16 protein-coding genes are annotated in these 18,857 nt (G+C 74.4%); 6 read left to right on the forward strand and 10 right to left on the reverse strand.

Translation table 11 applies throughout. The features are described 5' to 3' along the window. Positions 1-1,642, reverse strand: a 1,642-nt coding sequence (locus tag QC282_RS31100; RefSeq protein ID WP_279552939.1) for a biotin carboxylase N-terminal domain-containing protein, incomplete at its 3' end; no start/stop codon positions are given. 27 nt (positions 1,643-1,669) lie between these two features. On the opposite strand from QC282_RS31100, the gene QC282_RS31105 reads away from it, so the two are divergent. Next, positions 1,670-2,293 carry a helix-turn-helix domain containing protein gene (locus tag QC282_RS31105; RefSeq protein WP_279552940.1) on the forward strand — a complete coding sequence of 208 codons (624 nt, stop codon included), beginning with the start codon at positions 1,670-1,672 and terminating at the stop codon, positions 2,291-2,293. A 424-nt stretch (positions 2,294-2,717) separates the two neighbouring features. On the opposite strand, the gene QC282_RS31110 is transcribed toward QC282_RS31105, so the two are convergent. Next, positions 2,718-3,413 carry an HAD family phosphatase gene (locus QC282_RS31110; protein WP_279552941.1) on the reverse strand — a complete coding sequence of 232 codons (696 nt, stop codon included), beginning with the start codon at positions 3,411-3,413 and terminating at the stop codon, positions 2,718-2,720. 50 nt (positions 3,414-3,463) lie between these two features. Beyond that, complete coding sequence (locus QC282_RS31115; protein WP_279552942.1) at positions 3,464-3,940, reverse strand: Lrp/AsnC family transcriptional regulator; 477 nt, start codon at positions 3,938-3,940, stop codon at positions 3,464-3,466. A gap of 292 nt (positions 3,941-4,232) precedes the next feature. Between QC282_RS31115 and QC282_RS31120 the strand changes: the two genes are divergently transcribed. Both QC282_RS31120 and QC282_RS31125 read left to right on the forward strand, forming a co-directional pair. Beyond that, positions 4,233-5,729: an FUSC family protein gene (locus QC282_RS31120; protein ID WP_279552943.1), complete on the forward strand. Its 1,497-nt coding sequence runs from the start codon at positions 4,233-4,235 to the stop codon at positions 5,727-5,729. Between the two features lie 189 nt (positions 5,730-5,918). Further along, positions 5,919-6,947: a lactonase family protein gene (locus QC282_RS31125; RefSeq protein WP_279552944.1), complete on the forward strand. Its 1,029-nt coding sequence runs from the start codon at positions 5,919-5,921 to the stop codon at positions 6,945-6,947. Between the two features lie 130 nt (positions 6,948-7,077). On the opposite strand, the gene QC282_RS31130 is transcribed toward QC282_RS31125, so the two are convergent. From QC282_RS31130 to QC282_RS31150, 5 genes are all read right to left on the reverse strand, one after another. Continuing rightward, positions 7,078-8,001 carry a hypothetical protein gene (locus QC282_RS31130; protein WP_279552945.1) on the reverse strand — a complete coding sequence of 308 codons (924 nt, stop codon included), beginning with the start codon at positions 7,999-8,001 and terminating at the stop codon, positions 7,078-7,080. A 185-nt stretch (positions 8,002-8,186) separates the two neighbouring features. Then, positions 8,187-9,179 carry an N-acetylglucosamine kinase gene (locus tag QC282_RS31135; RefSeq protein ID WP_279552946.1) on the reverse strand — a complete coding sequence of 331 codons (993 nt, stop codon included), beginning with the start codon at positions 9,177-9,179 and terminating at the stop codon, positions 8,187-8,189. 275 nt (positions 9,180-9,454) lie between these two features. Continuing rightward, a complete protein-coding gene (locus QC282_RS31140) occupies positions 9,455-10,132 on the reverse strand; it encodes a uracil-DNA glycosylase (protein ID WP_279552947.1) in 678 nt (225 codons plus the stop codon). Between the two features lie 118 nt (positions 10,133-10,250). After that, positions 10,251-11,405 (reverse strand): exo-alpha-sialidase, encoded by a 1,155-nt coding sequence (locus tag QC282_RS31145; RefSeq protein ID WP_279552948.1) that lies wholly within the window; start codon positions 11,403-11,405, stop codon positions 10,251-10,253. A 71-nt stretch (positions 11,406-11,476) separates the two neighbouring features. Beyond that, positions 11,477-13,159, reverse strand: a complete 1,683-nt coding sequence (locus QC282_RS31150) for a DNA alkylation response protein (RefSeq protein WP_279552949.1) — start codon at positions 13,157-13,159, stop codon at positions 11,477-11,479. A 75-nt stretch (positions 13,160-13,234) separates the two neighbouring features. On the opposite strand from QC282_RS31150, the gene QC282_RS31155 reads away from it, so the two are divergent. After that, entirely contained in the window at positions 13,235-13,999 is a 765-nt protein-coding gene (locus QC282_RS31155) for a PaaX family transcriptional regulator C-terminal domain-containing protein (RefSeq protein WP_279552950.1), read from the forward strand. 65 nt (positions 14,000-14,064) lie between these two features. Here QC282_RS31155 and QC282_RS31160 read toward each other — a convergent pair whose 3' ends face one another. Then, the gene (locus QC282_RS31160) at positions 14,065-14,868 is read right to left on the reverse strand and encodes a pectate lyase (RefSeq protein ID WP_279552951.1); all 804 of its coding nucleotides are present in this window, start codon (positions 14,866-14,868) and stop codon (positions 14,065-14,067) included. 34 nt (positions 14,869-14,902) lie between these two features. Beyond that, positions 14,903-15,886 (reverse strand): polysaccharide lyase family 1 protein, encoded by a 984-nt coding sequence (locus QC282_RS31165; protein WP_279552952.1) that lies wholly within the window; start codon positions 15,884-15,886, stop codon positions 14,903-14,905. Positions 15,887-16,182: 296 nt separating this feature from the next. Here QC282_RS31165 and QC282_RS31170 point away from each other — a divergent pair, with 296 nt between their 5' ends. Both QC282_RS31170 and QC282_RS32375 read left to right on the forward strand, forming a co-directional pair. Further along, entirely contained in the window at positions 16,183-17,508 is a 1,326-nt protein-coding gene (locus tag QC282_RS31170) for a PHB depolymerase family esterase (protein ID WP_279552953.1), read from the forward strand. A 409-nt stretch (positions 17,509-17,917) separates the two neighbouring features. Continuing rightward, a complete protein-coding gene (locus QC282_RS32375) occupies positions 17,918-18,718 on the forward strand; it encodes a hypothetical protein (RefSeq protein WP_336621097.1) in 801 nt (266 codons plus the stop codon). Positions 18,719-18,857: the final 139 nt, after the last annotated feature.

An 18,857-nucleotide genomic window follows, 5' to 3' on the forward strand; every position in this document is an offset into this window, starting at 1 on the left:
CGCCCGCCCCCTCCTCGGTCACCCCGGCCAAGGTGACCAACACGGCGCCCTCGCCGACCGTCTCGCCCACGCGGGCGTGCACCGCGTCCACGACCCCGGAACCGGGCGCCCGCACCACGTGCTCCATCTTCATGGCCTCGACCACCAGCAACTGCCGCCCGGCGCGCACCACGTCACCGGGCGACACGCCGACGGCCACGACCGTCCCGCTCATCGGCGCCACCACCACACCCTCACCGGCCCCGTCCCCGGCCGGCGGGGCCGCGTCGGCGACGGCCCGGGCCGCCTCCTCCACCACGCCCGGCCGCGCCCAGAAGTCCGGCCGCGCGAGGACGTCCCGCACCAGCGCAATGCCCGTCCGTACGCCCTCCACGGCGAACTCGCCCAGCGCCCGGCGGGCCCGCGCGCAGGCCGCGCCCACCTCGCCGTGCGGAACGTGCGCGATCACCTTCGCGAGCAGCGGGTCGTAACGCGTCCCCACCTCGACGCCCGCCCGCACCGCCGTGTCGACCCGGACGCCCGGACCCGTCGGCACGTCGAACCGCGTGATCCGGCCCGCCGACGGACGCACCCCGCCGTCCGCGCCCGTGACCTCGGCGTTGACACGCGCCTGCACGGCGAACCCGCGAGGCTCCGCCGGCCCGCCCGCCAGCCCCAGCCCGGCCAGCGTCCCACCGCCCGCCAGCCACAACTGCGCGGCGACCAGATCGACGCCGGTGACCTCCTCGGTGACCGTGTGCTCCACCTGGAGCCGGGGATTGGCCTCGATGAAGTGGAACTCCTCGCCCCTGACCAGGAACTCGAAGGTGACCAGGCTCGTACAGCGCGCGGCCCGTGCCATGCGCAGCGCGCTGTCGAGCAGCTTCTCCCGCACACCGGCGGGCAGTCCGGGCGCCGGGGCGATCTCGATCAGCTTCTGGTGCCGCCGCTGCGCGCTGCAGTCCCGGTCCCACAGATGCGTCACGGCCCCCGTCGCGTCCCCGACGACCTGCACCTCCACGTGCCGGGCGCCCTCCAGCAGCCGCTCCACGTACAACTCGCCGCGCCCGAAACCCGCCTCGGCCTCCGAACGGCACCGCTCCCAGGCCTCCGCCAGGTCCTCGACGCGCCGCACCACCCGCATGCCGCGCCCGCCGCCCCCGCCGACCGCCTTGATCATCACGGGCCCGTCGGCGAGCAGCTCCCGCGCCTCCCGCGGCCCGACGCCCCCGGGGCTCCCGGTGAGCACCGGAACACCCATCGAGGCCGCGAGTCCGCGCGCCCGCGCCTTGTCCCCGAAGACCTCCAGCACCTCGGGGGAGGGCCCGACGAAGCCGACCCCGGCGGCGGCGCAGCGCCGCGCGAACCCCGCGTCCTCGCTCAGGAACCCGTACCCCGGGTGCAGCAGACCGCAGCCCGTGCGCTCCGCGGCGGCGAGCAGGGCCTCCGCGTCCAGATAGTCACCGACCCGCACCGCCTCGTCGGCCGCGCGCACGTGCGCGTCGTCGTCCCCGGCCCACACCGCGACCGTGCGCAGCCCGGCCTCCGACGCCGACCGCAGCACGCGTACGGCGATCTCCCCGCGGTTGGCGACCAGCACGGCGGCAGAACCCATGGAGCCCTCCAGGACGTCAACGCTCGGCCCGGTCATGCTGGTTGACATTGACGTCAACGTCAATACGCTGGCCGCGTGGCACGCTCACCCCACGCCTGGTCCGTCCGCACCGCCCGCGACCGCAGCGAGGCACCCGCCCGCGCCCGGCTCCTGGACGCCGCCGAGGCCGTCTTCGCCCGGCTCGGCCACGGCCCGGCGACCGTCGCCGACATCACCGCCGAGGCGCGGGTGTCCCGGGCGGGTTTCTACGTGTACTTCGCGTCCAAGGAAGAGATCTTCCGCGTCCTCGCGGCGCGCGTCCGGGACGCGTTCCTCACCGCGCAGGACGTGCCGGGCGTCGACACCGACGACGTCCGTGCCGTCGCCGAGGCGTCCGTCGGCGCGTTCGTCGCCGCGTACGCGCGCCACCTGCCGCTGCTGGGGCTGCTGGAGCAGCAGGCGCGCACCGACGCCGGGCTGCGGGAGCTGTGGCAGGAGATCCGCGAGCGGCCGGTGCACCGGCACGCCCGCTACATCCGCCGCCTGGCCGCCGAGGGCCGCGTCCGCCCGGCCGCCGACCCGCTCGCCGTGGCGCGGGCGGTCGGTGCGCTGTGCGTCGAGTTCGCCCGGCAGACCGCCGAGCGGCCGGACACCTACGAGGAGTGCGTCCGCGACGCGACGGCACTGTACCTGCGGTTGCTGGGCGCGGACGAGGAGTAGGGACCGCGGGACCCGGGCCGACCGTGGGCGGTGCCTCACGGTGGCCCGGCGGGGGAGTGTCGGGCGGTCCGGCGTGGACCGGTGGCCGTCTTCGGTGCGTGGGTGCGCAGATGGGCGGCGTGTACGGCGAAGCCGTCTCGGGGGTCCGGCGCGACGGTGGCCGGCAGTGAGCGTCCGGCGCGGACGGTCGGGCGGCGGCGGGCGTCAGGCGCGGACCGCCTTGGGCGCCCGGCGCGACGGTGGCCGGTAGTGAGCGTCCGGCGCGGACGGTCGGGCGGCAGTGGGGGCCCGGCGGACGTCTCGGGCGCCCGGCGCCGGCGGTCGGGCTCTCTCACGCCCCCGGCGTCGGCGGTCGGGCTCTCTCACGCCCCCGGCGTCGGCGGTCGGGCTCTCTCACGCCCCCGGCGCCGGCGGTCGAGCCCTCTCACGCCCCCGGCGTCGACCGTGCGAGCCAGTCGAAGGCGGCCCGGGCCGTGAACTCCCGCTGTCCGCCGCGCAGCAGCAGACCGGCGGTGGCGAACTCCGGCGCGTCCGCCTGGGCCGCGACGTAGGGCAGCGCGATGCACCGCATCCCGGCCGCGTGTGCCGCGACGACGCCGGGAGCGGCGTCCTCCAGGACCACGCAGTCGGCGGGGTCGGCGCCGAGCCGCCGGGCCGCCGCCAGGAACACGTCGGGGGCGGGCTTGCCGCGCGGCACCTCGTCGGCCGAGACGACCGTCCGCAGGTGCGCGTCCAGACCGGTCCCGGCGAGGATCGCCTCGATCGCCTCGGGGGACGAGCCGGAGGCCACCGCCATGGGAACGCCCTCCGCCGCGAGCAGCCCGACGAACGCGCGCATCTCGGGGTACACGCGCGTGCCCGCCCGGGCCAGCGCGAGATAGCGGCGGTTCTTGTCGGCGAGCAGTTCCTCGACCGGGGCCCGCAGCCCGTACCGCTCCTTCCAGAGCGCCACCGTGTCCTGGGTGCTGATCCCGACGTACCGCTCGTGGTCCGCCCACGTGAAGTCCGGGACGCCGTGCTCGGCGAGGACCCGCCGGCCCGCCTCGTAGTAGTTCGGTTCGCTGTCCACCAGCGTTCCGTCGAGATCGAAGACGACCGCGGTCGCGCCGAGTGTGCTCATGGCGTCCAGGATGGCAAACGCCGGTTCGGGCCCGGACGGCGCACCGGCGGTCAGGTCCGGGCCGCGCGCCCGATCGACTCCACCAGCGGCAGCAGCCGGTGCGGGACGCGTTCGCGCAGCGCGACCTCCGTGCGGGTGCGGACCACGCCCGGCAGGCTGATCAGCTTCTGGATCACGTCCTCCAGGTGGGCGTTGTCCCGCGCCACGACCCGGGTGAGCAGATCCCCGCCGCCGGTGATCGAGAAGGCCTCCACGATCTCGGGCACCTCGGCGAGCGCGTCGCCGACGTCGTCCAGGTGTCCTTGGGTGACCTCGATGTGCACGAACGCCAGCACCGGGTGGCCGAGTGCGGCGGGGGAGAGGTCGGGGGCCGTGCCGGTGATGACGCCGTCCCGTTCCAGCCGGTCCAGGCGGGCCTGGAGCGTGCCGCGCGCCACTCCGAGGATGCGGGCGTACTCCCGCACGCTGGTCCGGGGCTGCTCCAGCAGGAGCCGCAGGATGCGGGTGTCGAGCTCGTCGACGGCCATGGTGACCGCCCTCCTCCTGCCTAGGTGATCATCATCGACTGTACCAATGGCCCTCCGGTACTCGCCCCGGCAGAGCCACCGACCCGTGAACCGATGGCTCGCGACTGGCTGCCCCAGTGCCGTCCGGGCTGTGCCAATGGCCCAGCGAAAATGGAGCGAGTTGAGCCAGGGGCGGAAAGGATGCTGAGATGGACGCGTCGATGGCGCTGCGGATCCCGCGGCGCCCTTTTCGTGCGGGTATCCATGGCCTGTACATCGGTTTCGTGGACGTGTCCGAAGGGGGCGGTAGTCAGTGCTGAAGAGGGTGTTCGTCGCTCCGGACCCCGGGCGGACCCGACTGCGGTTCGCGGCCCGGGCCGTCCTCGGCATCGGGCTCGCCGTCGTGGTCTGCGGCCTCGCCGGACACTCCCTCGCGGGCGCCGTCACCGGCGGGCTCGCCGCGCTGCTCGCCCTGTTCACCGTCACCGACGCCACGGTCCGCGGGCAGGCGGTCACCACCGCGCTGCTGCCGGCCGTCGGGCTGCCGGTCCTGGCCGTCGCCGCGGAACTGCACGACCAGCCCGTCGCACGCGACCTGACCTTCCTCGCGATCGTCGGCGCGGGTGTCTACGCCCGCCGCTGGGGGCCGCGCGGGCACAGCCTCGGCGTGTTCGCGTTCATGACCTTCTTCGTGGCGCAGTTCCTGCACGCCACCCCCGGCCGGCTCCCCGAACTGTGCGGCTCCGTCGTCCTGTCCGTGCTGTCCGCGGCCGTGGTCCGCTTCGGCGTCTGGTGCTACGAGCGCCGGCTGCCCCCGGCTCCCCTGCCCGCCCCGCCCGGCGGCACCGGCCTGGCCCGTGTGACCACCCGGCAGGCCGTCCAGGCGACCGCCGGCGCCGGCTTCGCCCTCGTGGTGGGCCAGCTGGTGTCCGGGCAGCGCTGGTACTGGGCGATCGGCGCCACCTGGTGGATCTTCGTCAACACCACCTCGCGCGGCGAGACCCTGGTACGCGGCTTCCGGCGCGTCCTCGGCACGGTCATCGGCATCGGCCTCGGCGTGCTCGTCGCGCTCCCGGTGGACGGCGCGCCGGTGCCCACGGCCCTGCTCACCGCCGTCTGCGTCTTCGGGATCTTCTACACGGCCGCCGTCTCCTACACCTGGATGATGCTCTGGGTGACCCTGCTCGCCGAACTGCTCTACGGCCTCCTCGGCGTCCTCGAACCCGCGCTGCTCGCCCTGCGCCTCGTGGAGACCGGCGTGGGCGCGCTCGGCGCGGCACTCGCCGTGCTGTTCGTGCTGCCCGTCACCACGCACGCCGTCACGGACGCCTGGATCCAGCGGGCGCTGCGCTGCGTCCACGCCTGCACCGCCGAGACCGCCGCACGACTCGCGGGCGACGCGCACGCCGACCCGGCACCGCGCGTCGCCGAGCTGGAGCAGTTGCTCGGCCGGGTGCGCCTGTCGGTCGCGCCGCTGGTCCACCCGCTCAACCCGATGCTCGGCCGCAAGGCGCGGGCCCGACGGGTGCTCGACCTGCTCGACGACTGCGCGCGCGAGGTGCGCGGCCTGGTCGCCGTCGCCGCCGACCCCGAGGCCTCCCACGACGCCCGGCTGGCCGCGGCCTGCTGGCGGGTCGAGGCGGCGGTCGAGGCGCTGACCGGCGGCGGAGCCACCACACTCGCGCCCGCCGAGCCCCGAACGCCCGCCGCGGAACCGGCCCTCGCCCATCTGCACGGCCTGGAACGCGCCCTGTCGGAACTCGCGACTCCGCTGCGCACCCCGTCGAAGTCACCGCTGGCGCGCGCCTGAGAGGTGCCCGGCCCCGGGCCGCCGGCGCCGCCGCGGGACGCACCCGTGCCGGTCCGGCGCCCCCGCCCGCTCCCGAGACCTGCCTGGTGGTCATGGTGCGGCCGGGCACCGGATCACTCATTTGGTCTAGACCTCCTCTGATCGGCTGCTACCGTCACCCCGGACGGCACAGGACGAGAGGGGACAGCGGTGGCACACGGCGGTCGGCGGCAACGGGCGTTCATCGGGTCGTTCACGGCGGCCGGCGGCCCCGGCATCGTCACGGCGGCCGTGGCCGCCGACGGCGCGCTCACGGTCCTCAGCAGCCTGAACGGCGTTCCCGACCCCGCGTACCTGGCCCTCGCGCCGGACGGGCGCACCCTGTACGCGGTCAGCGAGACCGCCGACGGCAAGGTGGCCGCGTACGACGTCACCGGTGACGCGCCCGAACCGGCCGGGGCGCCCGTGCCCGTCGGCGGCGACGCCCCCACGCACCTCAGCGTGTTCGCCGGTCACGTCCTGACCGCCAACTACGGCTCGGGCAGCGTCACCGCCGTGCCCCTGCGCCCCGACGGCACCCTCGCGGGCGGCCCGAGCGCGGTGCTCCAGCACACCGGCGCGGGACCCTGCGCACCGCGCCAGCAGGGCCCGCACGCCCACCAGGTCCAGCCCGACCCCAGCGGGCGCTGGGCCGTGAGCGTCGACCTCGGCACAGACTCGGTCCGCGTGTGCGCCCTGACCGCGGCCGGCCTCGAACTGCACCGCGAGATCGCCCTGCGCCCCGGCTCGGGCCCCCGGCACCTGGCCTTCTACCCGGACGGCTCGCACGCCTACGTGGTCAACGAACTCACGCCGACCGTCGTCGTCTGCCGCTGGGACGCAGCAGAGGGCTCGCTGAAGCCGCTGGCGGAGGTCCCGCTGCTGCCCGGCGCTCCCGCCGGCGACGCCTATCCGTCGGGCGTCGTCGTCTCGCCCGACGGCCGTTTCGTGTGGACGGCCACCCGGGGCGAGGACGTGCTCTCCGTGCTCGCAGCCGAGGGCGACGCGCTGCGGCTGCTGGCGACGGTGCCCTGCGGCGGCCACTGGCCCCGGGCGATCACCGAGTCGAACGGCGTCCTGTACGTGGCGAACGAGCGCTCCGGCGACGTCACGTGGTTCGCCCTCGACCCGGCGGACGGCGTGCCCCGCCGCGCCGGGTCGGTGCGCGTCCCGGCGGCGTCCTGCGTGGTCTTCGACTGAGCCGGTCCGCTCCGCCGACCGGCCGCTGCGCCGCGTCGTCCGGACAGGAAGAAGGGCCCGCTCCTGCGCCTGGAGCGGGCCCTTGACGTCAAGAGTCCTCGACAAGTCACGCGGCGGGTCGCGCCGCGCGTCAGCGGGCGGGCGTGCCCTGTGGCTGCTGCGGCGTGATGCCCAGCGCCGTCGTGTACTTGGCCAGGGCCAGCTTGCCGATCGCCGGGTACGGGCCGAGCGGCTCCGCGGCCGGGCAGGCCGCCTCCTTGGCCGCCTCCTCGATCAGGGCCGGCTCGATCTCCGGGCCGATCAGGTAGGGGGCCAGCGCCAGCTGCTGGGAGCCCGAGGACCGCAGCTGCTCGGCGACGGACGCGATCGAGCCCTCCTGGTCCAGGGCCGCGGCCATGACCGGAACGGCGAGGCGCGCGGCCAGCAGCATGCCGGTGATGCCGGCCGCCTGCACGGCCTCCTCGCCGCCCACAGAGGCGAGGATGATGCCGTCGGCGGCGGTGGCCACGGTGAACAGACGGGCACGGTCGGCGCGGGCCAGACCGGCCTCGGACAACCGGACGTGCAGCGCCTCCGCGAGCAGCGGGTGCGGGCCGAGCACATCGGTGAGTTCCGCCGCGACGCGGCTGTCCATCACGGCCTGGCGCAGCCGGCGCAGCAGCGCGCTGTCCGGACCGGCCAGCAGCGGCACGACGACGGCGACCGGGCCGTCGGGCTCCTTGGCGTCCGCACCGGTGGCGAGCGCCCGCTCATAGCGCGCGGTGCGCTCCTCGGCGGCGTACGTGAGCACGATCTGCAGCGAGGGGAACTCGTTGTCGTCCCCGTCGAGATACCCGATCCGCGCGTCCAGGCCGGGCAGCTCGGAGCGCGCGATGCTCACGACCTCCTCGGCGAGGCTGCGCGTGGCGGAGCCGGGCGTGCCCGGCACCGCGAGGACGAGCGCGGGCGCGCCCTCGGGAGCCGCCAGCGGCTCGGGACGGCGGTGCCGCCCGGGCTGGCGGGGTCGCGGCATTCGTACTGGCAGGCCGGACGCGGGCCCAGTGGGGGAGCTCATGGCGCCGCATGTTACTTGCTTCCTGGGCTTCCCTGTTCGGAGAGGGTGCAGGTGAGCGGCATCCGTCCGGTTTTGTCGGATGAGTAACGTACGAAGCGCAAGTGATCGGCGGTGATCGGGGGGTTTTCCCGTTTTGGGAACGGAGTCAGGGGGCAGGCGCCACCGGATTCAGCGGCTGTTTCCGGTCACCCTGTTTCGGTCACGACGTGGAGCATGGTGCCGTCGGCCGGGAGCGCGAGCGAACCGGTCGCGAGGTCGGCCGCGATGCGGACCGAACCGTGCAGCGGATCCCCCTCGGCCGGGACCCGCACCGCGTGCGGCAGCCGCTTCGCCAGTTCCTCCGCCAAGGGTCCGAGGAGCGGGGCGCCCATGTTGAGGAGCCCGCCGGTGAGCGAGACCCAAGGTTCGCCCTCGGGCGGGCAGACGGCGGCCGCGGAGTCGGCCATGTGCCGCGCTGCCGCGCGCAGGATCTCCCCGGCGACCGGGTCGGTGTCGGCGCAGGCGGCCACGTCGGGCGCGAAGGAGGCGAGCACGGCGGCCCGGTCGGCACGCGGATAGAGCGTGCCGGGCAGCGCGGCCGGCGGCCCGAAGCGTTCCTGCGCGCGGGCCAGCAGGCTCGCCGAGCCGCCCTCGCGGCCGTCGTGGGCGCGCAGCGCGGCCTCCAGACCGGCCCGGCCGATCCAGGCGCCGCCACCGCAGTCGCCGAGCAGATGCCCCCAGCCGTCCGCGCGGCGCCACACGGACAGGTCGGTGCCGACGGCGATCAGCCCCGTACCGGCGGCGACCACCGCCCCCGGCCGTGGACCGAGCGCGCCGACGTACGCCGTGACGGCGTCGGCGGCGAGAGCCAGCGCCCGCACCCCCAGCTCCCGCGCGAGCGCGCCCGGCAGCTCGGCGCGCAGCGCGTCCCCGAGCGTGGCGAGCCCGGCGGCACCGACGACGGCCGTCTCCAGTCGCGCCACCCCCGCCTCGTGGGCCAATGCCCGTGCCAGGGGCAGCAGTTGCTCCAGCAGGTGATCCGGATCGATCCCCCGGGCTCCGGTGCGCACCGGCTCCCGCGACTCCCGCCGGGCCAGCGGACCCCGCCCGGGAACCCCGACGACAACGCGCAGCCCCGACCCCCCGGAGTCCACCGCGAGAAACCCGACCGGATGCTCCGCCCCGCCCTCACCGACCACGCCGAGCCGTGCCCCGGCCCCGGGAACGGCGTCGCCGAACCCCCGCGCGCCGGCTGGACGCGGGGCGTGATCCGGCAGCCCCCCGGCGTCCTCGGCGGACGCCGGACGGTGAGCCGGGATGCCCGGCCCCTGCCCGTCGGCGGACGCCCCCGGGCCGTGCCGTCCCCCGGCCGCGCGGGACGGCGTACCTGCGCGCTCCGCGCCCCCGGCGGACGCCGGATCACGAGGCCCGGTGTCCGTGCCCCGCGGCGCCCGTGCCCCCGCCGCCTCCCCGGTCACGGCAGACGCCAGTCCACCGGCTCCGCGCCCTGTTGGACGAGGAGTTCGTTGGCGCGGCTGAAGGGGCGGGAGCCGAAGAAGCCGCGGTCGGCGGACATGGGGGAGGGGTGGGCGGACTCCACCGCGGGCAGGCTGCCGAGCAGCGGGCGCAGGTTGCGGGCGTCGCGGCCCCACAGGACGGACACCAGCGGCTTGCCCCGGGCGGCCAGCGCGCGGATGGCCTGCTCGGTGACCTCCTCCCAGCCCTTGCCGCGGTGCGCGCCGGGACTGCGCGGCGCCGTGGTCAGCGCCCTGTTGAGCAGCAGCACGCCCTGCCGCGTCCACGGCGTCAGGTCACCGTTGGACGGCTGGGGGAGCCCCAGGTCGCTGTTCAGCTCCCGGAAGATGTTGATGAGGCTGCCGGGCAGCGGCCGCACCTCGGGCGCGACCGAGAAGGACAGCCCCACCGCGTGCCCCGGCGTCGGGTACGGATCCTGGCCGACGATGAGGACACGTACGTCGTCGAAGGGCTGCTGGAAGGCCCGCAGGACGTTCGGCCCGGCCGGCAGATAGGTGCGCCCGGCCGCGATCTCACCCCTCAGGAAGTCACCCATGGCGGCGATGCGCCCGGCGACGGGTTCGAGGGCCTTCGCCCAGCCTTCTTCGACGATCTCGTTCAAGGGTCGTGGTGCCACGGGCGTCACCCTACTGCCGTACGGGCGGCGGGGATCAACCCGTGGCCGGGGGCCGGCCGAGGGCGACCGGGTCGCCGACTCCCGTGCGCAGACCCCCCGTTGCCGAGGGCGGCTGCCCTCATCCGACCACCGCGGCCCGCACGCACAGCACGTCCGGCAGGTGCGAGGCGAGCTGCTGCCAGCTGTCGCCGTCGTCGGCGGAGGCGAACACCTCGCCGTTGCGGTTGCCGAAGTACACGCCCGCCGTGTCCGCGTCGTCGGTGCACAGCGCGTCCCGCAGCACCGTGCCGTAGTGGTCCCCCTGCGGCAGCCCCGCCGTCAGCGGCTCCCACGACTTGCCCGCGTCGGTCGTGCGGAACACCCGGCAGCGCCGGTCGGCCGGCACCCGGTCCGAGTCGGCGTTGATCGGGAAGACGTACGCCGTGTCGCCCCGGTGCGGATGGGCCGCCGCGGCGAAACCGAACGTGGACGGCAGGCCCTCTCCGATGTCCGTCCAGTGCGCGCCGCAGTCGTCGCTGCGGTACACACCCCAGTGGTTCTGCAGATACAGCCGGTCGGGGTTCGCCGAGTCCCGCGCGACCTTGTGCACGCACTGACCGAACTCCGGGTTCGGGTCGGGCAGGAACACCGCGGACACCCCCGAGTTGGACGGCGCCCAGCTCGCGCCGCCGTCGGTCGTGCGGAACACGCCCGCGGTCGAGACGGCCACCGTCACGGCCCCCGGGTCGCGCCGGTCGGTGAGGATCGTGTGCAGGCCCTCACCGCCGCCGCCCGGCACCCACTTCGAGCGCGTGGGGTGCTCCCACAGCGGACGGACCAGCTCGAAGGTCACGCCGCGGTCCTCGGAGCGGTACAGCGCGGCCGGCTCCGTACCCGCGTACACCACGTCCGGTTCCGCCGCGGCCGGGTGCAGCTGCCACACCCGCTCCAGCGAAGCGCCCGTGTCCTTGGGGAACTTGACGGCCGGCCGGGACGGCTCGGTCCAGCTCCGGCCCAGGTCGTCCGAGTGGAACACCGACGGGCCCCAGTGCGTGCTGTCACCCCCGGCCAGCAGCCGCGGCGCGGCGCCGCGGGTGTCGATGGCGACCGAGTAGACCGCCTGTGCGTTGAAGTAGGGGCTCTCGTCGAACTCCCAGGCGCCACCCCGCCGGCGCCCGATGAACAGACCTTTGCGCGTGCCCACGGCAAGCAGGACCTCGGTCATGCCACACACCTCCGCGACGTCGCCTTCGACGCCTTCGTCTCGGACACGGGCCAGTCTGCACCCCACCACTGACAGTCACCTCCGGAGCGGACCGCGCCGCAGGTCGGAGGGGGTGTCGCGGGCCGGACGGGCCCGGCCGGTCAGACGGCGCCCGGCAGCGCGCGGTCGAGCACCGCCGTCAGGTCGGCGCCGTCCGGCAGCGTCCCGAAGGAGTGCCCCCAGTCGCTGCCCAGCCGGGTCGCGCAGAAGGCGTCGGCGACGGCGGGCGGCGCGTACCGGACCAGGAGGGACGCCTGCAGGGTGAGGGCCATCAGCTCCACCAGCCGCCGGGCGCCGGCCGGCGACGCACCGGTCAGCCGGTCCTTGAGCCGCGTCATGGCCGCGTCGAGCCGGTCGTCGGCCCCGCGCGCCAGGGCGAGTTCGGCGAACAGCGCCTCCGCGACCGCCGGCTCCCGGCCGAGCGCCCGCAGCACGTCCAGCGCGTTGACGTTCCCGGACCCCTCCCAGATCGACAGCAGCGGCGCCTCCCGGTAGTGGCGCGGCATGCCCGACTCCTCCACGTAGCCGTTGCCGCCCAGGCACTCCAGGGCCTCGGCGGTGAAGGCCGGGCCCCGCTTGGTGACCCAGTACTTGCCGACGGCCGTCGCGATCCGCCGGAACGCCGCCTCGCCCGCGTCCCCGCGCACGGCACGGTCGGCCGCGCCGGCCAGCCGCAGCGTGAGCGTCGTCGCGGCCTCGGACTCCAGCGCCAGGTCGGCGAGCACGTTGCGCATCAGGGGCTGGTCGATCAGCCGCGCGCCGAACGCGCTGCGGTGCCGCACATGGTGCCCGGCCTCCACGAGCGTCTTGCGCATCAGCGTCGCCGACGACATGACGCAGTCCAGCCGCGTGCAGTTGACCATCTCGATGATCGTCTTGACGCCCTGCCCCTCCGGCCCGACCAGCCAGGCCACGGTCCCGTCGAACTCGGGCTCGGAGGAGGCGTTGGACCGGTTGCCGAGCTTGTCCTTCAGCCGCTGGATGCGGAACGGGTTGCGGGTGCCGTCGGGCAGGACGCGCGGCACGAGGAAGCAGGACAGCCCGCCCGGCGTCTGGGCCAGCACGAGGAACAGGTCGCACATCGGCGCCGACGTGAACCACTTGTGCCCGCGCAGCGTGTACACGCCCGGCTCGGCGGTGGGCGTGGCGGTCGTCGTGTTGGTCCGGACGTCCGACCCGCCCTGCTTCTCGGTCATTCCCATGCCCGCCAGCAGCCCGCGCTTCTCCGTCGGGACCCTCAGCACGGGGTCGTACTCCCGGCCGGTCAGCAGCGGCTCGTAGACCTTCGCGAGCTCCGGCTCGGCGCGCAGCGCGGGAACGGCGGCGTACGTCATGGACGTCGGGCAGCCGTGCCCGGCCTCCGTGTGCCCCCACACCAGGCCGCCGGCGGTCCGCGCCACGTGGGCCCCGGGACGGTCGTCCGCCCAGGGCGCCCCGGCCAGGCCCTCGGCGACCGCCGTGCGCATCAGGTGGTGCCAGCTCGGGTGGAAGTCGACCTCGTCGACGCGGTTGCCGTACCGGTCGTGGGTGCGCAGTTCGGGCTCGTGCCGGTTCGCCTGCTCGCCCCACTCCTGCGCCTCGGCGCCGCCGGCCCGCTTCCCGAGCCGCCTGACGTCCTCCTCGGCCCAGCCGGCGCCCTCCCGCCGCAGCCCTTCCAGCAGGGCCGCGTCGTCGGAGGCGTCGTAGGGGGCCGCGGGCGGGGGCTGGTTGGTCACGGTGTGCGTGGCCGGTTCGTCGTACGCCCCGTGCCGGGGGCGGGGGAACTGCGCGGGAGTCGGGACCATGCCGCGAGTGTTGCACTCAGCCTGCGGTCGCAGCAATAGTGCAACACGAAAACCGGACCCGTACAGTACGTGACCATGCGCAGGAACGTGCCGGACCGGCCCGGCGAGCTGGAACTGCGGCCACTGTCCGCGCGGTCGGTCGTGCTCAGCCTGCTGCTGGGCACACACCCCGCCGAACTGCCGGTGCGCGAACTGACCCGCGCGGTCGAGCGCTTCGACGTCGGCGGCTCCACCCTGCGCGCCGCGCTCAGCCGGATGGTGGCCGCCGGCGACCTGCGCCGCACGGACACCGGCTACCGCCTCAGTGACCGCCTCCTTGAGCGCCAGCGCCGCCAGGACGAGGCCGTGGAGCCCCGCACGCGCGCGTGGGACGGCGACTGGGAGATGGTCGTGGTCACCGCGACCGGCCGCGGCCCCGCCGAACGGGCCGAGCTGCGCACCCGGCTGGCCGCCCTGCGGCTCGCCGAACTCCGCGAAGGCGTCTGGCTGCGCCCCGCCAATCTGATCCGCCCGCTGCCCGACGACCTCGGCCGGGTCGCCGAGCACTACACGGCCTGCCCCGGCCGTCCCGCGCCCGAGGCGGCGGCAGACCTGTGGCCGCTCGACGCCTGGTCCGCCAGGGCCCGCGCCCTGCTCGACCGCGTCGCACGCGAGGACCGCCCGGCCGCCCGGCTCGCCGCCTTCGCGGCCGTCGTGCGCCACCTGCTCGCCGACCCGGTGCTGCCGCCCGCCCTCCTGCCCGCCGGCTGGCCGGGCCCGGCGCTGCGCGCCGCGTACGCCGGCTACCAGCGCGAGACGGCGCGCGCCGTGACCGCACGGGACGACGGCGGGCGGGCATGACGCGGCGGCCGTACGAAACGCCCTGCGGGGACGTCTCGTACGGCCGCCTTCACCGTGGGGGTGGACTACTTGTAGGTGATGTCCGAGGAGGAGTACTTGCAGTAGGTCCCGTCGGGTCCCGAGCCGTTCTGGGTCGGCTCGTCGCCGTCGTCGTTGCCGATGTACTTCTGGCACGGCACGATCTTGCGGTCGCTGTCCCCGACGATCGTGATGTTCCGCAGGGTCGCGCTGTCGCCGTAGTTGGTGTTGATGCCGACGATCCGGCTGCCCTTCCAGGCGACCTCGACGGTGTTGAGGTTGATCGTCCGCTTGTACTGCGTGGAGCAGTTGCCGCAGGAGCGGATGAAGGTGCCGAAGTTCTTGACGGCGAAGTTCGACACGTTGAGCGTGCCGGCGCCGTTGAACTGGAACACCTTGTCGCTGGCCTCCTTCGCGCCGCCGCCGGTGACGGTGTACACGTTGGACGACGAGGAGCCGCGGAAGGTCGCCGCGTCCTCGCCGACGTCCTCCCACCAGACGTTCTGCAGGGTGCAGCTGCCCTTGCAGTGGACGCCGTCGGCGGCGGGGGCGCCGATGATGACGTTCTTCAGGACGGCGCCCGGCTCCAGCTGGAGGATCGGGCCCTGGTCCTCGCCCTGGCCGCCGTCGCCGAGGTCCCCGGAGCCGTAGAGGCGCTGCATCCCGTAGTCCTTGGTGCCGGACACCGAGATGGTGGAGGAGACCGCCTGGCTGCCGTTCGGGGTCGGCCAGGTGGCGGCGCTCGCCGACGGGGCGCCGCTGGTCATGATCATGCCAAGCGAGAGGCCGAGTGCGGCCAGGGCCCCGGTCAGTGCGCGGCCCTGTGCGCGCGGTCGTGTCGCAGAAGTCATGTCCCGTTTCCTTCTGTCGTGGTGTGAGGGGTTGTCAGAGCTTCCCGGCCCCCGCGCCGGACGTCACCGAGGCGACGACGGACGAGGCGGGCTCGGCGGTGTAGCCGTAGGGCGGGGTGGTGAAGGTGCCGACCCGCGAGATCTCGGTGGCGGCTCCGCCGAGATCGTTGCCGCGCAGGTTGGCGTATCCGTCGACGTCGCTGCTGCGGTTCGTGGTGACGGCGATCTTCGTCGAGCGGAAGACGTTGTTCTCGACCAGCATCTGCGCGCCCATCCGCGAGTGGCAGGCGGTGTCGGCGCCGGACACGTAGTTGTTGTAGAAGTGCCCGGTGCCGAACCGGAGGCTGGGGATGCGCGAGAACACGTTGCTGAACGAGTTGTGGTGGTACGTCACCTTCAAGTGGCCGGTGTCCTCCGAGGCGTTGCTGTCGCTGTGGCCGACGAGCGAGCCCTTGAAGTGGTCCTTGAAGGTGTTCCAGGAGACCGTGACGTCGTCGGAGCCGTGGGTGATGTCCAGTAGACCGTCGTAGTAGTCCTTGCCGTGACTCCGGTCGGCCGAGAAGGAGTTGTGGTCCACCCACACCTTGGTCGACGCCTGCACGGTGATGCCGTCGGCGGGCGCGACCGGCTTGCTGATGTTCAGGTTGCGGATGACGACGTTGGACACGTTCTTCAGCCGCAGGCCGCCGCCGGTGAAGCCGGACGACGAACCGACGCCCAGCACCGTGGTGTTGGAGCCGACGTCGACCTGACCGCTCAGCGGGATCAGGCCGTTCACCTTGACGACCTTGGCCGAACTGCCCGCGACGGCCGCCTTGAAGGCGTCGAGGCCGGAGACGGTGACCGCCGGGGCGCTGCCGCCGCCGGTCGTGCCGGCGCCGAAGCCGACCGGCGAACTCTCGGCCGCGCCGGCCGGCTGCGGGACGGCGAGAACGGTCGCGGCGACCAGCGCCGCCGCTGCCGCCGCGACCATCGGTACGGTCCTTCGTGCGTGAGTACGTGGGGGGTGTGCACGCATGCGGATTGCGTCCCTTCAGGAGGGGCCTCGGTGTTCATGTATGAGGACAGCCGTCATGATGTTGGCCGTCATGCCTCCACAGCGAGGCCGACTGTATGGGGGTCGGTCACACTGCTGAACGGAACGTAGAGTGCAAGCGCTTTCTAGTCAACGGTTTGCGCACCACACATTCGGTCACTCCCGGCTCGCCGCCGATCGGCCTCCGCTTTGTCCGTGGGAGCGCTTCCATGGCGGGCGCGCGCATGCCACGATGCTGGGCCGGACGCCCCCGAGCCGCACCGGAAAGGGACCATCCCGTGCCGAACCCTGCCTTCAACTCCGTGCGGAGACCGCTGCGTTCGGCGGTCCTCGCGTTCGTCGCCGCGCTCGTGCCGTTACTCGTGACCACCGTGCTCACCGCGCCGCCGGCCTCGGCCTCACCGCGCGCCGAAGCCGTGCCGACGGCCCAGCTCACCGAGGTCACCGACTTCGGCACCAACCCCAGCAACCTGCGGATGTACCTCTACGTCCCGGACTCCGTCACCGCGAACCCGGCGGTCGTCGTGGCCGTGCACTACTGCACGGGATCGGGCCCGGCGATGTACTCCGGCACCGAGTTCGCCTCCCTGGCCGACCGCCACGGCTACGTCGTCGTGTACCCGTCGGTCACCCGGTCCAGCAAGTGCTTCGACGTCTCCTCCCCGCAGGCCCTGCGCCGGGGCGGCGGCAGTGACCCGATCGGCATCAAGTCCATGGTCGACTGGGTGGTACGCACCTACGACGCCGACACCTCGCGGATCTTCGCGACCGGCATCTCGTCCGGCGCGATGATGACCAACGTGCTGCTCGGCGACTACCCGGACGTCTTCGCGGCCGGCGCCGCCTTCGCGGGCGTGCCCTTCGGCTGCTTCGCCACCACCGACGGCTCCGAGTGGAACAGCGCCTGCGCCAACGGCACCGTGACCCGCACGCCGCAGGCCTGGGGCGACCTCGTCCGCGGCGCCCACCCCGGCTACAGCGGGCCCCGGCCACGCATGCAGGTGTGGCACGGCACCGAGGACGACACGCTGCGGTACCCGAACTTCGGCGAGGAGATCAAGCAGTGGACGAACGTCCTCGGCGTCTCCCAGACCCCGGCCGCCACCGACACCCCGCAGCCGGGCTGGACCCGCACCCGCTACGGCGGCACCGGTGACCGGGCCCCGGTCGAGGCAATCAGCCTTCAGGGCGTCGGCCACAACCTGTACACGACCGGCATGGCCGCCCGCGCGCTGACCTTCTTCGGCCTGGCCGGGGGCGGCGGCCCCACGCCCCAGCCGCAGCCGGATCCCTGCAAGGTGACCGTCGCCACCAACACCTGGAACACAGGCCTGACCGCCTCGGTGACGATCACCAACACCGGCACGGCCCCGGTCGACGGCTGGCGGCTCGGCTTCGTGCTGCCCGCCGGCCAGAGCCTCACCGGCGGCTGGGGAGCCACGTACACGCCGTCCTCCGGCGCGGTGACCGCCGTGAACGCCGCGTACAACGCGCGCGTCGCACCCGGCGCGAGCATCACCGTCGGCTACCAGGCGAACCACACGGGCAACCCGGCCGCGCCGACCGCGTTCACCCTCAACGGCTCGGCCTGCACGTCCGGTTGAGCATCCCGCACGTTCCGGTGACCGGGGGCCGCCGTCGCCTCCGGTCACCGGTGTGTGGCGTCGCCGGGCGCAGGCCTGGAGCGTGAGGTTTCCACGCCCGCGGTCCATCCGGCGGCTCCTCGTGCGCTCGCGGCATCCAGTCCGCCGGCGGCTCTCGCTCGCGCCCGCGTCCGCGGTGAGCACCGGCGGGCCGGGGCCGCGTGCCGGATCGTGTCCGTCGCCCACCGACGGGACGCTCCCTGCGCCATGCCTGGGGCAGGAGTGACGGGAGGTGCCCGCCGAGAGAGGGCGGGTGGCCCGCGTACCCCTTCCGGAGGACGTCACCGTACGGATCTCGGCCCGGGCGGATGACCTGCGCGATTGCGGGAACCCGGCAGGTCTCAGCGATGGGACGCGAGGTGAGTGAGTCATGGCAAGGCAGCAGCAGTCGTCGACGACCCTCCCTGCGCCCTTGCGCACCGCGGCCGCGCCGCTGCTGACGGCGGCCTCCGCGCTGCGGAAGGTGCCGGGCGCGGGAACGGTGGGCAGGGCGGCCGAAGGGGCGCTCGACAAGGTCGGAGCCGTGTCGCCGCGCGGCCGGCGCATCGCGGTCTACACCGGCGCCGGTGTCCTCGGAGTCGCGGGCGTCGTGGAGTGGCCCGTCGCCCTCACCGGCGCGGCCGTCGCCTGGCTGACCCAGCCCCGGCGCGGGCAGTCGGAGACGGCGGGCGGCGGCACGTCCGCGACCGGCGACAAGACCACGTCGTCCGGCTCAGGCGGCACGAAGGCGTCCGGCGGGACCAAGTCCTCCGCCACCGGTACCAAGGCGCCCACCACGTCCACCACGTCCTCCAGGTCCACCACGTCCTCCGGCGGCACCAGGTCGTCCGGCACCAAGACGTCGGGCGGCAAGGCCTCGTCCGGAACCAAGACGTCCGGTGGCAAGACCACGTCCGGCACCAAGACGTCGGGCGGCAAGACCACGTCCGGCACCAAGGCGTCCGGTGGCAAGGCGTCGTCCGGCACCAAGGCGTCGGACAGCAGGCCCTCCTCCGGCACCAAGGCGTCCACCGGGCGTGGCAAGTCGGCCGGGACCGCGAGCACGTCCCGTACGAAGTCGACGTCGAGCAGGACCAGCAGCAGTACGGGTTCCAGCCGCCCCAAGGCCAAGTCGGCCGCGAGCGGCACCACCGCGCGGCGCGGCCGGACGACCGGGAGGACCGGAAGCTGACGCGGCACGACCACCGGCCGACCGGCCGGCAGCGCTGACGAAAGGATGAGGAGCCTGATGGGCATGGGACTGCTGGCGGCCCCGGCCGCGCTGGTGTCGGCGGGACCGCGGCTGCTCGCGCGCGGCACCGCGCCCGTGG

The sequence above is a fragment of the Streptomyces sp. DH24 genome (assembly GCF_029813775.1).
Lineage (GTDB): Bacteria > Actinomycetota > Actinomycetes > Streptomycetales > Streptomycetaceae > Streptomyces.